Below are 17,845 nucleotides of genomic sequence, written 5' to 3'. Positions count from 1 at the left end.
ACTCAAGTGCGTGCGCCTCGGCAATGCAGATCTATCGGCCTGTGGCATATCAGGGAGTGCCGGCCCGTGGTTTGGGCTGGCGCAGGGCGGCCGCTTGCTGCTGGATGGCTGTGCGTTCCTCTGCGCTCAACCGCGTTGCATTGCGCACCTGCATGACCATGCGCGGGTTGGCGGCCAGCAGGGCTTCGTGGCGGATCAGAAAATCCCAGTACAAGGTGGTGAAGGGGCAGGCGCGCTCGCCGAGGCGCTCGGCCGGGTCATACGGGCAGCGCCGGCAGTAGCTGCCACTGCTCATGCGCTGGATGTATTTGCCGCTGGCGATATAGGGCTTGCTGGCCAGCAGGCCGCCGTCGATGAACTGGCTCATGCCCAGGGTGTTGGGCAGTTCCACCCACTCCACGGCGTCGACATACACGGCCAGGTACCAGGCATGGATCTGCGCAGGCGCCACGCCGTAGAGCAGTGAGAACAGGCCGGTCACCATCAAGCGCTGGATGTGGTGGGCGTAGCCATGGTCCAGGGTCTGGCGCAGGGCGGCGCTGAGGCAGACCATCTCGGTCTCGCCGGTCCAGTACCAGGCGGGCAGGTCCTGCTTGGCCTGCAGGCTGTTGTGCTCCAGATAGCCCGGCATCTGCGTCCAGTAGACGCCGCGCACATACTCGCGCCAGCCCAGGATCTGGCGGATGAAGCCCTCCACGCAGGCCAGCGGCGCGCGCCCGGCGCGGTACTCGGCCTCGGCCGCAGCCACCACCTCGCGCGGGTTCAGCAGCTTGAGGTTGAGCGCAGCGGCCAGATGGGAGTGGTAGAGCCAGGGCTCCTCGGGCCACATGGCGTCCTGGTAGTGGCCGAACAAGGGCAGGCGCTCGCTGAGGAACTCGCCCAGCGCCTGCAAGGCCTGTTCGCGCGTGACCGGCCATGCAAAGCTGTCCAGCCGGCCCGGGTGATCGGGCAGTTGGCGCTGGACCAGGGCGATCACCTCGCGGGTCAGTGCATCGGGGGGGAACTGGCTGCGGGCCGGCAGAAAGCCGGGGCCGGCGGCACCGAAGGCCTCACGGTTCTCGGCATCGAAGTTCCACTGCCCACCCATCGGGCGGCGGCCATCGGGCTCCATCAGCACACCGTGCTTCTGGCGTAGCTCGCGGTAGAAGTACTCCAGGCGCAAGCTGCCGCGGCTTTGCGCGTGGGCGGCGAACTCACGCACGGTGCTGAAGAAATGCCGGTCGTCGCGCAGCTCCAGCGGCAGGCCGGCCTCGGCCGCTACGGCGCGCAGGGCCTGCAGCACGCGCCAGTCGCCCGGCGCCGTCATGATCAGGCGCTGCGGCTGCAGCCGGGCGATGGCGGCGCGCAGTTCGCCGGCCAGGCTGCCCTGGTTGTCGGGGTCATCGAGCCAGCGGTAGTGCAAGGGGCGGCCCAGGCGGCGCAGGGCCAGGGCGAAATGGCGCATGGCCGCCAGAAACATCACCGTGCGCGGCTTGGAGGACCAGACATGGGTCGACTCCTCGCGCACCTCGGCCATCCAGACGGCGTCTTGTGCCGGGTCGAAGTCGTCGAAGGCGGAGGCGTCGCTGTTGAGCTGATCCCCCAGCACCAGAACCAGATGGCGCAGAGTTGCAGTCATGAGAGTCCGCCGGAATAAACCGTCATGTGCAGGGTGTCCAAGAGGTGCATGCGCGCAGCATACGCGCGGAAGATGTGCGCCGGGCAGAAAAAAGCCGGCGCTTGGGGCGCCGGCTTCTGCTTCGGGACGAAACGCCGATCAGCCAGCCTGGATGCGCTGCGCCAGATGGGCCAGGGCTTCTTCCACCTGGTCCACCAGCACCAGGCAGAGTTCGCCCGGCTGCAGGCGCGCCAGGGCGGCGTCGATGGCGATGAACTCGCCGCGGATCTCCTCGATGTAGCGGGTGCGGCTGGCGCCTTCCAGACCCTGGCGCAGCAAGGCCAGCACCTCGCCGTCCTCGCGGCCGCGCTGACAGGCGTCCTGGAACAGGATCACCTCGTCAAAGGCGGCGCCCAGGATGACGGTCTGTTCGCGGATGTCTTCGTCGCGCCGGTCACCGGCGCCGCTGATCACGACCGAGCGCTTGCTGGCCGGCAGGGCTTCGACCGCAGCCACCAGGGCGCGCATGGCGTCGGCGTTGTGGCCGTAATCGGCAATCACGGTGGCGCCGCGGTAGTCCATCACATTGAAGCGGCCGGGCGCGTTGTCGGCGTCATTTGCGAAGCTGGCCACGCCGCGGCGGATGGTGTCCCAGTCCAGGCCCACGCCCCAGGCAGCGGCCACCGAGGCCATGGCGTTCTCGACCTGGAAGCCGATCGCGCCGCCGCGGGTGATGGGGATGTCGCGCAGCGGGATGTTCTCGCGCCAGCTGCCCTGGGCGGCCACCAGCTGGTCGCCGTCCACGTAGACGCAGCGCTTGCCTTGTGCACGGTGGGTGGCCATCAGCGGGTGGTGGCGGTCGGCGGCGAAGAAGATGATCTGGCCCGGGCAGGTGCCGGCCATGTTGGCGACGATGGGGTCGGCGGCATTCAGCACGGCATAACCGTTCGGCGCCACGTTCTGCACGATCACGCGTTTGACCAGGGCCAGCTCTTCCACGGTGTTGAGGAAGTTCATGCCCAGGTGGTCGCCGGCGCCGAGGTTGGTGACCACGGCCACCTGGCAGCGGTCAAAGCCCAGGCCTTCGCGCAGCACGCCGCCCCGCGCGGTCTCGAACACGGCCGCCTCCACATCGGGATGCATCAGCACATTGCGGGCGCTCTTGGGGCCGGAGCAATCGCCGCTGTCGATCTGGCGGCCATCGACGTAGACGCCGTCGGTGTTGGTCATGCCGACCTTGAGGCCGCAGGTGGCGAACAGATGGGCGATCAGGCGCGAGGTGGTGGTCTTGCCATTGGTGCCGGTGACTGCGACCACGGGGATGCGGCCGTCCTCGCTCTTGTGGCCGTGGCCGTAGAGGTGGGCAATGATGGCCTCGCCGACATTGCGGCCCTTGCCGTAGGAGGGCGAGAGGTGCATGCGCAGGCCCGGCGCGGCGTTCACTTCGACGATGCCGCCGTTGATCTCTTCCAGCGGGCGCAGCACGCTCTCGGCCACCACGTCGACGCCGCAGACATGCAGGCCCACGACCTGCGCCGCGGCGATGGCGCGCGCCGCCACGTCCGGGTGCACGTCATCGGTCACGTCGGTGGCGGTGCCGCCGGTGGACAGATTGGCGTTGTTGCGCAGGATGACGCGCTGGCCTTTTTCCGGCACCGAGTCGGGGGTCAGGTTTTGCTGGGTCAGGCGCGCCACAGCGATGTCGTCGAAGCGGATCTTGGTCAGCGAGGTCGCGTGGCCATCGCCGCGTTTGGGGTCGGCATTGACCTTGTCGACCAGTTGCTTGACCGTCAGCACACCATCACCGATGACATGCGGCGGGTCGCGGCGGGCGGCGGCGACCAGCTTGTCGCCCACCACCAGCAGGCGGTAGTCGCTGCCGGGCAGGAATTTCTCGACCATGACCTGGCCGATTTCATCGGCGGCCTTGTAGGCAATCTCCATGTGCTCGCGGGTGACCACATTGACGGTCACGCCCTTGCCCTGGTTGCCGTCCTGCGGCTTGACGACCACGGGCAGGCCGATCTCCAGCGCGGCCTCCCAGGCGTCGTCGATGGAGCTGACCGGGCGGCCGGTGGGCACCGGCACGCCGGCCGATTGCAGCAGGCGCTTGCAGAGGTCTTTGTCCTGGGCGATCGATTCGCTCACCGCGCTGGTCGCGTCCACTTCGGCGGCCCAGATGCGGCGCTGCTTGGCGCCCCAGCCGAACTGCACCAGGCTGCCCTGGGTCAGGCGACGGTAGGGCACACCGCGGGCCACGGCGGCGTTGACGATGGAGCCGGTCGAGGGGCCGAGGCGCACGTCCTCGTCCAGGTCGCGCAGGGCTTTGAGGGTGGCGTCGGCATCGAAGCTGCCGCCGTCACGTGCGGCTTCCACCAGCTTGCAGGCGGCTTCGAAGGCCATGCGGCCCACGTCTTCCTCGCTGTACTCCACCACCACCTGGTAGCTGCCGGGCTCGGAGGTGATGTGGGTGTGGCTGAAGGTCACCGGGCAGCCGGCCTGGGCTTGCAGGGCCAGGGTGGCCTGTTCCAGCACATGGGCCAGGGTGATGGGCGTGCGTTGGGCGCTGGCGGGGCGCAGGGCACCGATGCTGGGGAAGAGGGCGCGCAGCCGAGCTTCAAATTCGGGCATGTCGGCGATCGACTGCTCGGCCGGCGTGCAGTGCACGACCGCTTCGATGGCCGTGTGGCGGCTCCACATATTGGGGCCGCGCAGCGCGCGTGTGCGGGAAACTTCCATGGTGCGTGTTCCAGAGCTTGGAAAGGTATGGGGAGCGTCGCGCAGGCCGAGGTCAGGCCTGCAGTTCGAGAACAAAGGTGTCGAGGCCAGCCGAAATCAGCTCGGGCGGGATGCCCAGCGCCCAGGCCGTGGCCACGGCGGCCAGCACGGTGGCGGCATCGACCTCGGCGCCGGCGCCGGCCGGGCTGGCGGCAAAGCGGCGCAGCAGGGCGTCGACATTGGCGCCCACGGTTTCCGAGTGGCCTTGGGCCAGCACCGCGGCGCCACCTTGCAGGAAGACGGCACGGCCGCCTTGCTCGCGGTGGGCCTTCAGGCTCTCGGCCGCGCCGTCCAGGGCGTAGAGCACGACCTCGCCGTCGCTGAGCTCGGCCATGTCCAGCAGGCGGGCGACATCGGCATTGAGCACCGCGGCGCCTTCCGACAGCACCACGTCCACCTGGGTGCGCAGCACCTTGTAGAGCTGGTCTTCGCTGTGCACATCGAACTCGGCCAGGCCTTCGATGCCGCCCATATCGGTGACCACGCCGACCTGGCAGCGGTCGTAGGCCAGGCCGTCGCGCAGCACATTGGCGGCGCTGTTCTCGATCACCACGGCGTCAACGCCGCGGTTCATCAGCAGGCGGTGGGCCGCGTCCCAGCGGTTGGAGGGGCGGCGCTCGACCCGGCGCGTGCCCAGGAACAGGCCGTCGCGGCAGGCCAGGCCGACATGGCGGCCGTTCAGGTGCAGCAGCCAGGCGACCAGGCGGCTGATGGTGTGGGTGCCGCGCGAGCCGGCCACGCCGACCACCGGGATGCGGCCGGTTTCGTCTTCGGCGAACAGGTGGTCGATGATGGCCTGGCCGACCGGCTGCGGGCTGCCCGCAGCCGGCTTCAGGTGCATCAGCAAGCCCGGGCCGGCATTGACCTCGACGATGGCGCCGCCGGTCTCGGCCATGGGCTTGGAGATGTCTTCGCTGACCAGGTCGACGCCGGCGATGTCCAGGCCGACCACGCGGGCGGCCAGGGCCACGGCATGGGCCACATCGGGGTGGACCTCGGCCGTGCAGTCGATGGCGACATTGCCGTTGCGCTGGATCAGCACCTGGCGGCCGGCGGCCGGCACCGACTCGGGGGTCAGACCTTGCCTTTGCAGATCGAGAATCACCACCGGGTCTTCGCCCAGGGTGATGCGGTTGAGCGGGAAGTCTTCGGTGAGGCCGCGGCGCGGGTCGGTGTTGATCTGGCTGTCGACCAGCTGGCGCACGGTTTGCTGGCCGTCGCCGGTGATCCAGGCGGCCTCACCGCGCGCGGCGGCCACCACCCGGCCGCCGACGACCAGGATGCGGTGCTCGTTGCCGCGGATGTAGCGCTCGACCAGCACCTCGGAGCCTTCTTCGTCGGCCACCTTGAAGGCGGCTTCGACATCGGCTTGGGTCTGCAGGTCCAGGGTCACGCCGCGGCCATGGTTGCCGTCGCTGGGCTTGACGACCACGGGCAGGCCCAGGTCCTGGGCCACTTCCCAGGCCTCGGCCGGCGTCTTGACCGCCTGGCCCTCGGGCACGGGCACGCCCACGGCCTTGAGCAGGTTCTTGGTCAGGTCCTTGTCACTGGCGATGCCTTCGGCGATCGCGCTGGTCATGTCGGTCTCGGCCGTCCAGATGCGGCGCTGGCGGGCGCCGTGGCCCAGCTGCACCAGATTGCCTTCGTTCAGGCGGATGTGCGGGATGCGGCGGTCGGTGGCGGCGGCGACGATGGCGGCCGTCGAGGGGCCGAGGTAGGAGTCATCCAGCTCGTCACGGATGCGCGCGACGGCGGCGTTGACGTCGAAGGGCTCGTCGTTGATGGTGGCCATCAGCAGGGCATGGCCTTCGGCCAGGGCGCTGCGGGCGACTTTCTCGTCCCGGGCGCGGAACACCATGCGGTAGACGCCGCGCTGGCTGGTCGAGCGGGTCTGGCCAAACCCGGTGGGCATGCCGGCCAGATTGAGCAGCTCGATGACGATGTGCTCCAGGATGTGGCCGCACCAGGTGCCTTCTTCCAGGCGTTGCAAGAAGCCGCCGCGCTCGCCCACGCCGCAGTGGTGCTCGACCAGGGCCGGCAAGGCGGCCGTCAGGCGCGGGGTGAAGCCCTCCAGCAGATTGCTGGGGAACTCCTCCAGCTCACCCAGATCGAGCCAGACTTCCAGCACCGGGCGGTAGGTCCACATATTCGGGCCACGCAGGTAGTTGATGCGCAGCAGCTGGATGTCGTCTTTGCGGGTCTTGCTCATGGATGGCGGGCCGGGTCAGGGCCGAATGCTTTTGTCGGGGCAGATATGCAGCAGTGTGCGGCAGGCCGCAATTGTGCGCTCAGCGGGCGGCGGTCAGCCGGAAGCGGGGCTGGCGCGTTTCCTCGGGGCAACGCCCGGGTGCGGCCTCGGTCTGGCTGCTTGAGTGAGAGAGAATCCAGCTTTGGCCCGGGGCTTCTTCCGCATTTTCCCCGGGCACAGCCCCGGGCTCCAACAACAATGCACGATCACGCTCACCCCGATTCCTCTTCTCAGCCCGCGCTGCAGCACCCGGAGTGGGCCGCCATGCTCGCGCGACTGCGTCCCGGAGAGAACGTCAAAGCCCAGCTGGAGGTTGACCTGGACGCCCGCATGCACTTTGCGCGCGGCCTGCTGGTCCTGACGTCCGAGCGGCTGCTGGCTTACGACCCGGCGCAGCGGAGCTGGGCGGAGTGGGCGCTGCGCCCCGATCTGGCCATGCGCATCCACGACCATGCCGGTGTCGGCAGCCTGGATCTGGTGGACGCCAGCGGCCGGCTGGCCCAGTGGCGCTTCACCCTGCAGATCAATCTGCAGGCACAGCGCTGGCAGGAGGCGTTTGAGAAGCGCGACGAGCCGCCCAAGACCGAGGTCGAGGAGCTGGAGTTCTGCCCCAGCTGCCAGGCGCCGCTGCCGCCCGAGAGCGAAGAATGCCCCACCTGCGCCCGCGAGCTGCACACGCCGCCCAGCACCTGGGTGCTCTTGCGCCTGAGCCGCTTCGCCAAGCCTTATCAGGGCCAGCTGCTGGCGGGTTTCCTGCTGATGCTGGGTTCCACGGCCGCCACCCTGGTAGGCCCGTATCTGTACCAGCCGCTGATGGACGAGGTGCTGATCCCCTTCCAGCAAGGCCACAAGATCGACCCCTGGCTGGTGGCTTTCTACCTGAGCGGCCTGTTCGGCGCCGGCCTGGTGTCCTGGCTGCTGGGCTGGGCCAAGACCTACATCCTGGCCCTGGTCTCCGAGCGCATCGCTGCCGATCTGCGCACCGCCACGTTTGAGCATCTGCTGAGCCTGTCGCTCGAGTACTTCGGCAACAAGCGCACCGGCGACCTGATGAGCCGCATCGGCTCTGAAACCGACCGCATCAGCGTCTTCCTGTCCCTGCACGCGCTGGACTTCATCACCGACGTGCTGATGCTGGTGATGATCACGGTGATGATGGTGTCCATCAGCCCGGCGCTGGCGGTGGCGACCTTGCTGCCCTTGCCCTTCATCGCCTGGATGATCCACCTGGTGCGCGACCGCCTGCGCACGGGCTTCGAGAAGATCGACCGGGTCTGGGGCGAAGTCACCAGCGTGCTGGCCGACACCATCCCTGGCATCCGCGTGGTCAAGGCCTTTGCCCAGGAAAAGCGCGAGGCCGCCCGCTTCAAGGAGGCCAACCAGAACAACCTCAAGGTCAATGACCGGCTCAACAAGACCTGGAGCCTGTTCGGCCCCACGGTGTCCCTGCTGACCGAAATGGGCTTGCTGGTGGTCTGGGCCTTCGGCATTTACCTGGTGGCCGGAGGCAGCATCACCGTTGGTGTGCTGACCTCCTTCCTGGCCTATATCGGCCGCTTCTACGGCCGCATGGACTCCATGAGTCGCATCGTCTCGGTGACGCAGAAAGCGGCGGCCGGCGCCAAGCGCATCTTTGACATCCTGGACCACCAGTCGAATGTGCCGGATCCGGCCAATCCGGTGCCGCTGCAGCGGGTGACGGGCGCGATCCAGATCCAGGACATCGGCTTCCGCTACGGCAACCGCGCCGTCATCCGAGGCCTGAGCCTGGAGATCAAGCCGGGAGAAATGATCGGCCTGGTCGGCCATTCGGGCTCGGGCAAGAGCACCCTGGTCAACCTGATTTGCCGCTTCTACGACGTGACCGAAGGCGGCATCCGCGTCGATGGCGTCGACCTGCGCCGCATCGCCGTGGCCGATTTCCGCCGCCACATCGGCCTGGTGCTGCAGGAGCCCTTCCTGTTCTTCGGCACCATTGCCGAGAACATCGCCTACGGCAAGCCCGACGCGACGCGTGAAGAGATCGTCGCCGCCGCCCGCGCCGCCCATGCGCATGAATTCATCCTGCGCCTGCCCCAGGGTTATGACTCTCTGGTCGGCGAGCGGGGTCAGGGCTTGAGTGGTGGCGAACGTCAGCGCATCTCGATCGCCCGCGCCCTGCTGATCGACCCCCGCATCCTGATCCTGGACGAAGCCACCTCCTCGGTGGACACCGAGACCGAGAAGGAAATCCAGAAGGCCCTGGATAACCTGGTGCAAGGCCGCACCACGATTGCCATCGCTCACCGCCTGTCCACCCTGCGCAAGGCCGACCGCCTGGTGGTGATGGACCGCGGCCAGGTGGTGGAGGTCGGCCCGCACGACGAGCTGATGGAGAAGAAGGGCGCCTACTGGCGGCTGTACGAGGCGCAGGCGCGCCGTGTGGATGGGGCCGACGAGATGTCGGTGATCCCGCCCAATCTGTCCGCCCACACTGCAGGAGCCTGAGCCATGAGCAGCAGCCTCGACAAGACTTTTCAGAAACTCGAACGCGACAGTTTCGGCCGCCTGATCCTGACCGATGCCGCAGGCACGGTGCACGAGGGCGTGGTGCCGGTGCGTGCGCACCCGATCTCGGCGCCCGACGAGGGCCTGTCCCTGGTGGGCGGGGATGGCCACGAGCTCGCCTGGATCGCCCGACTTTCGGCCTTGCCGCCCGCCGAGCGCGAGTTGCTCGAAGCCGAGCTGACCAGCCGCGACTTCATGCCGCGTGTGCTCCGTTTGAAGAGCGTATCCACCTTCTCCACGCCCAGCCAGTGGACGGTAGAAACCGACCGCGGCGAGGCCAGCTTCATCCTGCGCACCGAAGAGGAAATCCGCCGTCTCGGCGAAGGTCGCCTGCTGATCGCCAGCAGTCACGGCCTGCAGTTCCTGGTCCAGGACCGTTTCGCCCTGGACCGTCACTCGCGCAAGCTGCTCGAGCGATTCCTGTGATCGCCTTCAACCCAGCAGATATTGGGCCAGGCCTGTGTAGAGCGGAATGCCGAACAGGATGTTGAAGGGAAACGTCAGCCCCAGCGACATGCCGAAGTAGAGGCCCGGGTTGGCCTCGGGGATGGCATGGCGCAGCACCGCCGGGACGGCGATGTAGGACGCGCTGGCTGCCAGCACCATCAGCAGGCCGGCGTTGCCGGCGCTGAGGCCGCACAGAGCGCTCAGGCCCAGGGCGATGCCGGCATGCACCAGCGGCGCACCGAGAGCGTAGACGATCAGCAGCGGCGGCTGCTGGCGCAGGCCGCCCATATGGCGAGCGGCCAGCAAGCCCATGTCCAGCAAGAAGAAGGACAGCATGCCCTTGAACAGGTCACCGGCAAAGGGCTTCATGGCTGCCTCGCCGGCCGCACCGGTCATCAGGCCCACCAGCATGGCGCCGATCAGCAGCAGCTGGGCACCGTCGGTCAGGGCCTCGTGCAGCACCTTGGACAGCGGCCCGGGCGAGCTCGCGCCGGCCCCCTGTTTGCGCCTGACCAGATTGGCCAGCAGCACGGCCATGATGATGGCGGGCGACTCCATCAGCGCCATGGCCGCGGCCATATGCCCGCCAAAGGCGATGCCCTGGCTGTCCAGATGCTGGACGGCAGTGATGAAGGTGACCGCGCTGACCGAGCCGTAGGTCGCCGCAATCGCCGCAGCATCAAAACCCGAAAGCCAGCGGCGCAGCAGCAGATAACCCATGGCCGGCACCAGCACCGCCAGCAGCAGGGCCAGGCCCAGGCTGATGCTGACCTCTGGCGTCAGGCCCGATCTGGCCAGCGCAAAACCTCCTTTGAGCCCCAGGGCCATCAGCAGATAGAGCGACAGAAAACGCGAGATCTGCGGCGGGATTTCGAGGTTGGACTTGATCGCGCCGGCGAACAGCCCGAAGACGAAAAACAGGATGGCGGGGTCGAGGAAGCTCTGCATGCGTGGGGGCTACTCTTTGCTGTTGTTGCTTTGAAAAATAGGGGTGAACTCGGATCACCCGCCGGACCAGGGTCCCGGCAGGTATTGCCAGACCCAGCCCAAGGCCTGGCTGCCCCAGATCCAGCCCATCACTGTCACGGCCAGGCCAAAGGCGGTGGCCAGCCCGGCCATCAACAGCGCGAGCAACAGCACCAGCCCGTCGCGTGCGGCCAGGGCCAGGCCCGCCAGCATCAAGGCCAGGGCCGGCAGCACATTGCCGAAAGGAATGGGCAAAACGATCAGCAGCGCCATCAGGCCGACCTTGGCGGCCAGCCATCGGGGCGCCGGCTCATGGCAGGCGGGGGTGAACCGAGACAGGCGTTCGCGCAGCAAGCCTTGGGCAGCGCCATGGCAGCGCGACAGCAGTTGCAGCACGCGGGCGGCCCAGCGCTGCGGCAAATTGAGAACAGCCACGCGTGCCGGCAGGGTCAGCGAGGCCGACTCGCCGCGCCAAAGCAGGGTGGCCAGGGTCAGCAAGCCCAGGCCCAGCACCGTGCCCACGCCGGGAACCGGCAACAAACAGGGCGCAGCCAGCAGCAAGAGCAGGGACCCTTGAGCGGCAGAGCCCTGCAGGGCTGCCAGCTCCTGCAGGGACAAGCCCGCGCTGGGCACCCGGGCTGCGGCACGCCGCAGGCGCATCGCCGTGCGCCAGGGCGGTGCGCTCACAGCAAGGCCAGACTCAGGCCGGCCAGCGCGCCGCCGCCACCCAAGCCGGCCAGCAGCTTGGCATCGCGCCTGTTGTCCGCGAAGTACTCGTGGGCGGCGGCGTAGAGCACGGCGCTGGCCAGCAGGGCGATGCCGATGGCGATCTCAGTCATGTCTTGGGTCTCTCAGTACAAATCAAGGTGAAAGGGGCGGAGCGGCTGCGCTTGGCTGCTGGCGCGTTGGGCCTCACTCTTGCGAGCTGCCGAAGCCGAACAGGCTCAGCAGCGCGCTGAAGAGGTTGAACAGCGAGACGAAGAGGCTGACCGTGGCCAGCACGTAATTGGTCTCGCCGCCGTTGACGATGCGGCTGGTCTCGAACATCAGCAGGCCGATGGACAGCAGTGCGACCATGCCTGACACGGCCAGGCTCAGCGCCGGCAGCTCGAAGAACACGGCCGCCAGGCCGGCCAGCAAGGCCACGACCATGCCGGCCATCAAAAAGCCGCCCATGAAGGACAGGTCGCGCTTGCTGCCCAGCACCCAGGCCGAGACGGCCAGGAAGCTGGCGCCGGTGCTGGTCAGGGCCAGGGCGACGATCTGCCCGCCGCCCTCCAGCGCCAGGGTGCGGTTCAGCACCGGGCCGAGCGAGTAGCCGAGGAAGCCGGTCAAGGCGAACACCGCCAGCAACGCCCAGGCGCTGTTCTGCAGCTTGTGCACTGCAAACAGCAGGCCGAAGCTCAGGCCAAGGCTGAGCAGCAGGCCCGGGCCGGGCAGCTGCAGGCTGGCGCTGGTGGCGGCCACGCCGGCGCTGAACAGCAGCGTCATGGCCAGCAAAGCGTAGGTGTTGCGCAGCACCTTGGTGCGCGCGGCCTCCAGACCGCGCGCGTCGGCAGCGCCGGCGCCCTGCGCCACGAGGGGCAGCTCGCGCAGCGCGGTGGACGAGGGGGTGTGGGTGGTTTCCATGGCGTACCTCCTGAAGACAGGCAGTGGTGTAGGAGCCCTGAGCTTAGGCAAAGAATCCATCTTTAAAAAGAAGAGGATTCAATAGGATTGTTCAGAAAAAAACGAAGTAAACGTGAGCTATGGGCCGAGCTTGAACCTGGGTTCGGTAGCGTCAGTGCGCGGCCTCACGCTCGAGCGGCAAGGGATGCTCATGCAGGCCCCAGTGTTCTGCCGCCGCCAGCAGCACCAGAGCCTCTCCGTCGGCGATCAGCTGATCGGCCTCGACCACGGCCACGCACAGATCGAGCAGCTTGCGTCGCAGTGCGGGGTCGTCGACCTCCGCCATCAGTTGCTCAAGGGTCTTGGCATCGAGCCGGCAGACTTCGGCCCAGCTCATGCGCTCCGCCTCCAGGAGGTCTTCGCAGAAGCCGTGCAGCACCTCCTCCAAGCGCTCCCGGCTCAACCCGAGCTGCTCGCAAGCGCCGATGCCGGCGATGGTGTCGATCTCGACGCGTGAGAGGTGGCCGTCTGACAAGGCCGCCAGCGACAGGATGCGGGCGGCTGCTTCGGGGCTGTTGCGGGGGTAGCTGCGCATGGTGAGGGCTCCTTGAGAGGCTTGTGTGTGAGGGGCTGGGAGAGCGTGAGGCTTCGACGGGCGGCAGGCCGTGGCCCGGGGCGCGTTCAATCCGCCGACGGTGCGGGCATGTGGCGCTTGCCGTTGCTGCGCGGGTGGCTGCGCTGGCGCTGCCAGGCGCGCACCAGGTTGCGGGCCAGCCGGGCCAGGGCCAGCTCGAAGCTGGCCCGCCAGGAGCTGGCGCTGGCGTGGATCACCAGATGCCCGGCGCCCTGCGCGTTCAAGGACAGGGTGCAGCGTTTGTCAACGCCGCCGCGCGGGCCGTTGGTGTCGCTCAGGCGGATGTGCGCGCTGGCCGGATGCAGATCCACCCGGCGCAAGGCGAAACGCAGGCGCTCGATGACCAGTTCGCGCAGTTGCGCGCCCTCGGGATCTCGGGATTCAAAGTTCACTTGCATGGCAGACCTCCGGTTTGGGGACAAGGAGCTCGCAGACTAGGGCTCGCGTGTTTTCTTAAAAAGCAGACAATGCGGCAGAGTTGTTCACAAAAAACAGAAGTGATCGCATGCCTGTCGGAGCGCGCCCATGAGTCTTGGTTTCAGCTACAAGCATCTGTACTACTTCTGGGTGGTGGCCAAAGAGGGCGGCATGTCGCGCGGCGCCGAGCGCCTGGGCATGGCCGTGCAGACGGTCAGCAGCCAGGTGCGTGAGTTGGAGCGCAGCCTCGGCCACGCCTTGCTCAAACCGGCCGGCCGCGGCGTGGCGCTGACCGAAGCCGGTCAGGCGGCACTGCGCCAGGCCGATGCCATCTTTCAGCTCGGGGAGCAGCTGGAAGACGTGGTGCGCGATGCCGCCAGCGCGCCGGTGCTCCGGCTGGCCGTGGGCATTTCGGACGGTCTGCCCAAGCTGGCCGTGCGCCGCCTCCTGATGCCGGTGACCAGCGCGCCCAATCTGCGCCTCTACTGCCACGAGGATCAGTTCGAGGGCCTGCTCAGCGATCTGGCCCTGCACCGCCTCGATGTGGTGCTGGCCGATCGACCGGCGCCGCCCAACCCCAGCCTCAAGGTCTACAGCCATTCACTCGGCGCCTCGCCCCTGGCCTGGTATGCGCCCGAGGTCTGGTTCGAGCAGGCCTCGGCCAACTTTCCGGCCTCGCTGTCGCAGGTGCCGGTGCTGCTGCCGATTCACCATGCGGCGGTGCGGCCGCGCATCGACCAATGGTTCGAACGCCACGGCCTGCGCCCGCGCATCGCCGGGGAGTTTGAAGACAGCGCCTTGCTGGCCACCTTTGGCGCCGGTGGCCTGGGCGTGTTCCCGGCCGCCGAGCTGATGCACGAGAAGCTGACCGCCCGCTACGAGCTGCGCCGCGTTGGCCCTTGCGAGGGGGTGGAGGAGCAGTTTTTCGCCATCGCCGCCGACAAAAAGGTCAGCCACCCCCTGGTGCAAAAACTGCTGCCCAGCCGCGCACCGGCCAAGCCTTCCGGCGACTAGAATCTGCATACGGTTAACGTTTACGTAAACGTCAATCAAGCGATGTCCGAGCTGGCGCTGGTGCCAGTTCGGGGCCCGGCTTACCATGGCCGGCTGCCGTCCGGTCAGGCGCTTTCGAGTGCAGGCTGGGCCAAGCAAAAATGACTCTGACCCCATCGAGAGATCCTGGAGACACCCATGAATTTGCCCGGCCTGAATTTCCAACTTGGTGAAGACATTGACGCGCTGCGTGACGCCGTGCGTGACTTTGCGCAGGCCGAGATCGCGCCGCGTGCCGCCGAGATCGATCACAGCGACCAGTTCCCCATGGACTTGTGGCGCAAGATGGGTGATCTGGGCGTGCTGGGCATCACCGTCGGCGAAGAGTACGGCGGCGCGAACATGGGCTATCTGGCCCACATGATCGCCATGGAAGAAATCAGCCGCGCCAGCGCCTCGGTGGGCCTCTCTTACGGCGCGCACAGCAATCTGTGCGTGAACCAGATCAAGCGCAACGGCAACGAAGCCCAAAAAGCCAAGTACCTGCCCAAGCTGATCACGGGTGAGCATGTGGGGGCACTCGCCATGAGCGAGCCCGGTGCCGGTTCCGACGTGCTGAGCATGAAGCTCAAGGCCGAAGACAAGGGCGGCTACTACCTGCTCAACGGCAGCAAGATGTGGATCACCAACGGCCCCGATGCCGACACCCTGGTCGTCTACGCCAAGAGCGAGCCTGAGCTGGGCGCGCGCGGCGTCACCGCCTTCCTGATCGAAAAAGGCATGCCCGGTTTCAGCATCGCGCAAAAACTCGACAAGCTGGGCATGCGCGGCAGCCACACGGGCGAGCTGGTGTTCCAGAACGTGGAAGTGCCAGCCGAAAACGTGCTGGGCGCCGTCAACGGTGGCGCCAGGGTGCTGATGTCGGGCCTGGACTACGAGCGCGCCGTGCTGACCGGCGGCCCGCTGGGCATCATGCAAAGCGTGATGGACAACGTGATCCCCTACATCCACGACCGCAAGCAGTTCGGCCAAAGCATTGGCGAATTCCAGCTGATCCAGGGCAAGGTCGCGGACATGTACACCGTGCTGCAGGCGGGCCGCTCGTTTGCCTACACCGTGGCGAAGAATCTCGACCTGCTGGGCGCTGAGCATGTGCGCCAGGTCCGCAAGGACTGCGCCTCGGTGATTCTGTGGACTGCCGAGAAAGCCACCTGGATGGCCGGTGAAGGCGTGCAGATCTTCGGCGGCAATGGCTACATCAACGAGTACCCGCTGGGTCGCCTCTGGCGCGATGCCAAGCTGTATGAGATCGGCGCCGGCACCTCGGAAATCCGCCGCATGCTGATCGGTCGTGAACTCTTCGCAGAGACCATGTGATGCGTCTGGACGCGCTGCACCTGAACACCCCGCTGCTGCGGGCGGCGCCGGGCTTGTTCTCTCAGGCCGAGGTCTGGCTCAAGATGGACGCGCTGCAGCCCAGCGGCAGCTTCAAGCTGCGCGGCGTGGGGCGGCTGGTGCAGCAGGCGGCGCAGAACGGCGCGCGTGAGATCGTCTGCGCCTCGGGCGGCAACGCGGGTTTGGCGGCGGTCTACGCGGCGCGAGCGCTGGGCCTGCCCGTCACCATCGTGCTGCCGGAAACCAGCAGCGCCGCCGTGGCCGAGATGATCGCCGCCCGCGGTGCCCAGGTGCTGCGCCACGGCGCCGTCTGGGACGAGGCGCACCGCTTTGCCACCGCCCTGGCCGAGGAGCGCGGCGCCGCCTACGTTCATCCTTTCGACCACCCCCTGCTGTTCGAGGGACATGCCAGCCTGATCGACGAGGTGCGGGATCAAGGCCTGGATTTCGATGCGGTGGTCACCGCCGTCGGCGGCGGTGGTTTGTACAGCGGCATCGTCCAGGGCTTGCAGCGCCACGGCCTGCACCAGGTGCCGGTGATTGCGGTGGAGACCCTCGGTGCCGACAGCTTCAGCCAAAGCCTGCAGGCCAGCCGGGCCGTCACCCTGCCGGCCATCACGTCCATCGCCACCTCGCTGGGTGCGCGCCGTGTGGCCGATGAGGCCTTGCGCCTGGCCCAGGTTCACCCAACGATCAGCCTGACCGTCAGCGACGCCCAGGCCACTGCCGCCTGCGCCCGTTTTGCCGATGCCATGCGTGTGATGGTCGAGCCCGCTTGCGGTGCCGCCCTGGCCGCGCTGAGCGCCCATCCCGAGGTGTTTGCGCGCTTCCAGCGGCCGCTGGTGGAGGTTTGTGGCGGTGTTGCGGTTTCGGTTGCGCAGCTGACGGCCTGGGGAGCTTGCGCATGAGTCTTGAGCAAGGTCTCGAGACGCCGCCCATCCCCTGCTTGCAAGGGACTCGCGTGCGCCTGCGCGGGCTGCGGCCCGATGATGCACCGGACTTGCGCGAGCAGGCCGACAACCTGGCCGTCTGGCGCAATCTGCTGGAAGGCTTCCCTCATCCCTACACCCTGGCCGACGCAGAGGCCTGGTGCTCCGGTGCTTGGCGCCAGGGCGGCTGGGTCTGGGGCATTGAACATGAAGGCGCCGTCATCGGCTGCATCGGTTTGCGGCCTGAGAGCGGTTGGCTGCGCTGCAATGCCGAGGTCGGTTACTGGATCGGTCAGCCTTTTTGGAGGCGCGGCATCACGACCGAGGCCTTGCGCCTGGTCACCGCCTGGGCCTGGGCCGAGCGTGCTGAGCTGAGCCGGATCTACGCCCCCATCTTTGCCTGGAACGAGGGTTCGCAGGCGGTGGCTCGCAGCGCCGGCTACGCACTCGAAGCCTGCTGGCCGCAGAGCGCCTTCAAAGCGGGGCAGTTGATCGACCGTGTGGTCTGGGCGAGCTATCGCTCGCCTGCAAGGCCGACGTCATTCGATCCCCTGACAATCACGCCATGAGCACTGAACTTCAAGAACTGCTGGACAGCAACAAGCAATGGGCGGCTGACACGGAAACCCGTGAGCCGGGATTCTTCTCGCGCCTGCTCAAGCAGCAGACGCCGCAATACCTGTGGATCGGCTGTGCCGACAGCCGGGTCCCGGCCAATGAGCTGGTCAATCTGCTGCCGGGCGAGTTGTTCGTGCACCGCAATGTCGCCAACGTCGTCGTGCACTCGGACCTGAACTGCCTCTCGGTCATGCAGTTCGCGGTGGATGCCCTCAAGGTCAAGCACATCATCGTGGTTGGCCATTCCAACTGCGGCGGCGTGAAGGCCGCGCTGCTGGATGCGCGCACCGGCCTGGTCGACAACTGGCTGCGCCATGTGCAGGATGTGCGCAACCACCACAGCGAGTGGCTGGAGAGCATTGCCGTCGAGCAGCGCGTCAACGCTCTGTGCGAGCTCAATGTGCTGGAGCAGGCCCGCAATGCTTGCCAGACCACGGTGGTGCAAGACGCCTGGGCGCGCGGCCAGGAGATCGTCGTGCACGGCTGGGTCTACGGCCTGCACAACGGCTTGCTGGAGGATCTGCGCATCACGGCCGCCTCGGCCGATCAGGTGGCGCCCGCCTTCCAGCGCGCGCTGGCGGCCGTCAAGCAACGCTACGAGGCCGCGCGCCTCCAGCCTGCGGCCTGAGTCGCCGCGGCGGCCTGCTGCATCGCCAAGGTCTTTTGGA

General features: G+C 67.5%; 16 protein-coding genes. 7 read left to right on the top strand and 9 right to left on the bottom strand.

Annotated features, from left to right (window positions below; all coding sequences use genetic code 11):
• Positions 1-49 precede the first annotated feature (49 nt).
• The 3 genes from AC1Q6P_RS05695 to AC1Q6P_RS05685 all read right to left on the bottom strand — a co-directional run bounded on the left by AC1Q6P_RS05695 (position 50) and on the right by AC1Q6P_RS05685 (position 6,584).
• Complete coding sequence (locus tag AC1Q6P_RS05695) at positions 50-1,618, bottom strand: cryptochrome/photolyase family protein (protein WP_492664433.1); 1,569 nt, start codon at positions 1,616-1,618, stop codon at positions 50-52.
• Positions 1,619-1,756: 138 nt separating this feature from the next.
• Positions 1,757-4,336 (bottom strand): cyanophycin synthetase, encoded by a 2,580-nt coding sequence (gene cphA, locus AC1Q6P_RS05690; protein WP_492664434.1) that lies wholly within the window; start codon positions 4,334-4,336, stop codon positions 1,757-1,759.
• Positions 4,337-4,388: 52 nt separating this feature from the next.
• Complete coding sequence (locus AC1Q6P_RS05685; RefSeq protein WP_492664435.1) at positions 4,389-6,584, bottom strand: cyanophycin synthetase; 2,196 nt, start codon at positions 6,582-6,584, stop codon at positions 4,389-4,391.
• Between the two features lie 237 nt (positions 6,585-6,821).
• Between AC1Q6P_RS05685 and AC1Q6P_RS05680 the strand changes: the two genes are divergently transcribed.
• Together AC1Q6P_RS05680 and AC1Q6P_RS05675 are read left to right on the top strand one after the other, a co-directional pair.
• Positions 6,822-9,110: a cyanophycin metabolism-associated ABC transporter gene (locus AC1Q6P_RS05680; protein ID WP_165794584.1), complete on the top strand. Its 2,289-nt coding sequence runs from the start codon at positions 6,822-6,824 to the stop codon at positions 9,108-9,110.
• 3 nt (positions 9,111-9,113) lie between these two features.
• Positions 9,114-9,596 carry a cyanophycin metabolism-associated DUF1854 family protein gene (locus tag AC1Q6P_RS05675; protein WP_102768148.1) on the top strand — a complete coding sequence of 161 codons (483 nt, stop codon included), beginning with the start codon at positions 9,114-9,116 and terminating at the stop codon, positions 9,594-9,596.
• 6 nt (positions 9,597-9,602) lie between these two features.
• On the opposite strand, the gene AC1Q6P_RS05670 is transcribed toward AC1Q6P_RS05675, so the two are convergent.
• The 6 genes from AC1Q6P_RS05670 to AC1Q6P_RS05645 form a co-directional block, all read right to left on the bottom strand.
• Entirely contained in the window at positions 9,603-10,565 is a 963-nt protein-coding gene (locus AC1Q6P_RS05670) for a sodium-dependent bicarbonate transport family permease (protein WP_492664436.1), read from the bottom strand.
• A gap of 54 nt (positions 10,566-10,619) precedes the next feature.
• On the bottom strand, positions 10,620-11,270 hold the full coding sequence (locus AC1Q6P_RS05665; protein ID WP_171827410.1) for an exopolysaccharide biosynthesis protein: 651 nt from the start codon (positions 11,268-11,270) through the stop codon (positions 10,620-10,622).
• Positions 11,267-11,422 (bottom strand): hypothetical protein, encoded by a 156-nt coding sequence (locus AC1Q6P_RS05660; protein ID WP_171827411.1) that lies wholly within the window; start codon positions 11,420-11,422, stop codon positions 11,267-11,269. Before AC1Q6P_RS05660 ends, AC1Q6P_RS05665 begins: the two co-directional genes overlap by 4 nt.
• A 73-nt stretch (positions 11,423-11,495) precedes the next feature.
• A complete protein-coding gene (locus AC1Q6P_RS05655) occupies positions 11,496-12,212 on the bottom strand; it encodes a Bax inhibitor-1/YccA family protein (protein ID WP_492664437.1) in 717 nt (238 codons plus the stop codon).
• 151 nt (positions 12,213-12,363) lie between these two features.
• On the bottom strand, positions 12,364-12,786 hold the full coding sequence (locus AC1Q6P_RS05650) for a TerB family tellurite resistance protein (protein ID WP_102768144.1): 423 nt from the start codon (positions 12,784-12,786) through the stop codon (positions 12,364-12,366).
• 86 nt (positions 12,787-12,872) lie between these two features.
• Positions 12,873-13,223: an HPF/RaiA family ribosome-associated protein gene (locus AC1Q6P_RS05645; RefSeq protein ID WP_492664438.1), complete on the bottom strand. Its 351-nt coding sequence runs from the start codon at positions 13,221-13,223 to the stop codon at positions 12,873-12,875.
• Between the two features lie 127 nt (positions 13,224-13,350).
• On the opposite strand from AC1Q6P_RS05645, the gene AC1Q6P_RS05640 reads away from it, so the two are divergent.
• The 5 genes from AC1Q6P_RS05640 (at position 13,351) to can (ending at position 17,805) form a co-directional block, all read left to right on the top strand.
• Entirely contained in the window at positions 13,351-14,256 is a 906-nt protein-coding gene (locus tag AC1Q6P_RS05640) for a LysR family transcriptional regulator (RefSeq protein ID WP_171827414.1), read from the top strand.
• A gap of 177 nt (positions 14,257-14,433) precedes the next feature.
• Positions 14,434-15,612 (top strand): isovaleryl-CoA dehydrogenase, encoded by a 1,179-nt coding sequence (locus AC1Q6P_RS05635; RefSeq protein ID WP_492664439.1) that lies wholly within the window; start codon positions 14,434-14,436, stop codon positions 15,610-15,612.
• The gene (locus AC1Q6P_RS05630) at positions 15,612-16,538 is read left to right on the top strand and encodes a pyridoxal-phosphate dependent enzyme (protein ID WP_492664440.1); all 927 of its coding nucleotides are present in this window, start codon (positions 15,612-15,614) and stop codon (positions 16,536-16,538) included. Before AC1Q6P_RS05635 ends, AC1Q6P_RS05630 begins: the two co-directional genes overlap by 1 nt.
• Positions 16,535-17,128, top strand: a complete 594-nt coding sequence (locus AC1Q6P_RS05625) for a GNAT family N-acetyltransferase (protein ID WP_492664441.1) — start codon at positions 16,535-16,537, stop codon at positions 17,126-17,128. The genes AC1Q6P_RS05630 and AC1Q6P_RS05625 overlap by 4 nt, the downstream gene beginning before the upstream one ends.
• On the top strand, positions 17,125-17,805 hold the full coding sequence (can, locus tag AC1Q6P_RS05620) for a carbonate dehydratase (protein ID WP_102768138.1): 681 nt from the start codon (positions 17,125-17,127) through the stop codon (positions 17,803-17,805). Before AC1Q6P_RS05625 ends, can begins: the two co-directional genes overlap by 4 nt.
• Positions 17,806-17,845 lie beyond the last annotated feature (40 nt).

It is taken from the genome of Roseateles sp. GW835-FHT13E02 (assembly GCF_058794035.1).
The sequence above is the reverse complement of the archived record's forward strand: the minus strand, read 5'-3'. Positions and strand labels throughout refer to the sequence as shown.

Excerpts from the sequence above, each read along its gene's own strand:
- AC1Q6P_RS05655 (WP_492664437.1), bottom strand. The coding sequence starts at position 12,212 with ATGGAAACCACCCACACCCCCTCGTCCACCGCGCTGCGCGAGCTGCCC.
- cphA (WP_492664434.1), bottom strand. The coding sequence starts at position 4,336 with ATGGAAGTTTCCCGCACACGCGCGCTGCGCGGCCCCAATATGTGGAGC.
- can (WP_102768138.1), top strand. The coding sequence starts at position 17,125 with ATGAGCACTGAACTTCAAGAACTGCTGGACAGCAACAAGCAATGGGCG.
- AC1Q6P_RS05685 (WP_492664435.1), bottom strand. The coding sequence starts at position 6,584 with ATGAGCAAGACCCGCAAAGACGACATCCAGCTGCTGCGCATCAACTAC.
- AC1Q6P_RS05635 (WP_492664439.1), top strand. The coding sequence starts at position 14,434 with ATGAATTTGCCCGGCCTGAATTTCCAACTTGGTGAAGACATTGACGCG.
- AC1Q6P_RS05680 (WP_165794584.1), top strand. The coding sequence starts at position 6,822 with ATGCACGATCACGCTCACCCCGATTCCTCTTCTCAGCCCGCGCTGCAG.
- AC1Q6P_RS05640 (WP_171827414.1), top strand. The coding sequence starts at position 13,351 with ATGAGTCTTGGTTTCAGCTACAAGCATCTGTACTACTTCTGGGTGGTG.
- AC1Q6P_RS05645 (WP_492664438.1), bottom strand. The coding sequence starts at position 13,223 with ATGCAAGTGAACTTTGAATCCCGAGATCCCGAGGGCGCGCAACTGCGC.
- AC1Q6P_RS05660 (WP_171827411.1), bottom strand. The coding sequence starts at position 11,422 with ATGACTGAGATCGCCATCGGCATCGCCCTGCTGGCCAGCGCCGTGCTC.
- AC1Q6P_RS05625 (WP_492664441.1), top strand. The coding sequence starts at position 16,535 with ATGAGTCTTGAGCAAGGTCTCGAGACGCCGCCCATCCCCTGCTTGCAA.
- AC1Q6P_RS05630 (WP_492664440.1), top strand. The coding sequence starts at position 15,612 with ATGCGTCTGGACGCGCTGCACCTGAACACCCCGCTGCTGCGGGCGGCG.
- AC1Q6P_RS05670 (WP_492664436.1), bottom strand. The coding sequence starts at position 10,565 with ATGCAGAGCTTCCTCGACCCCGCCATCCTGTTTTTCGTCTTCGGGCTG.
- AC1Q6P_RS05675 (WP_102768148.1), top strand. The coding sequence starts at position 9,114 with ATGAGCAGCAGCCTCGACAAGACTTTTCAGAAACTCGAACGCGACAGT.
- AC1Q6P_RS05650 (WP_102768144.1), bottom strand. The coding sequence starts at position 12,786 with ATGCGCAGCTACCCCCGCAACAGCCCCGAAGCAGCCGCCCGCATCCTG.
- AC1Q6P_RS05695 (WP_492664433.1), bottom strand. The coding sequence starts at position 1,618 with ATGACTGCAACTCTGCGCCATCTGGTTCTGGTGCTGGGGGATCAGCTC.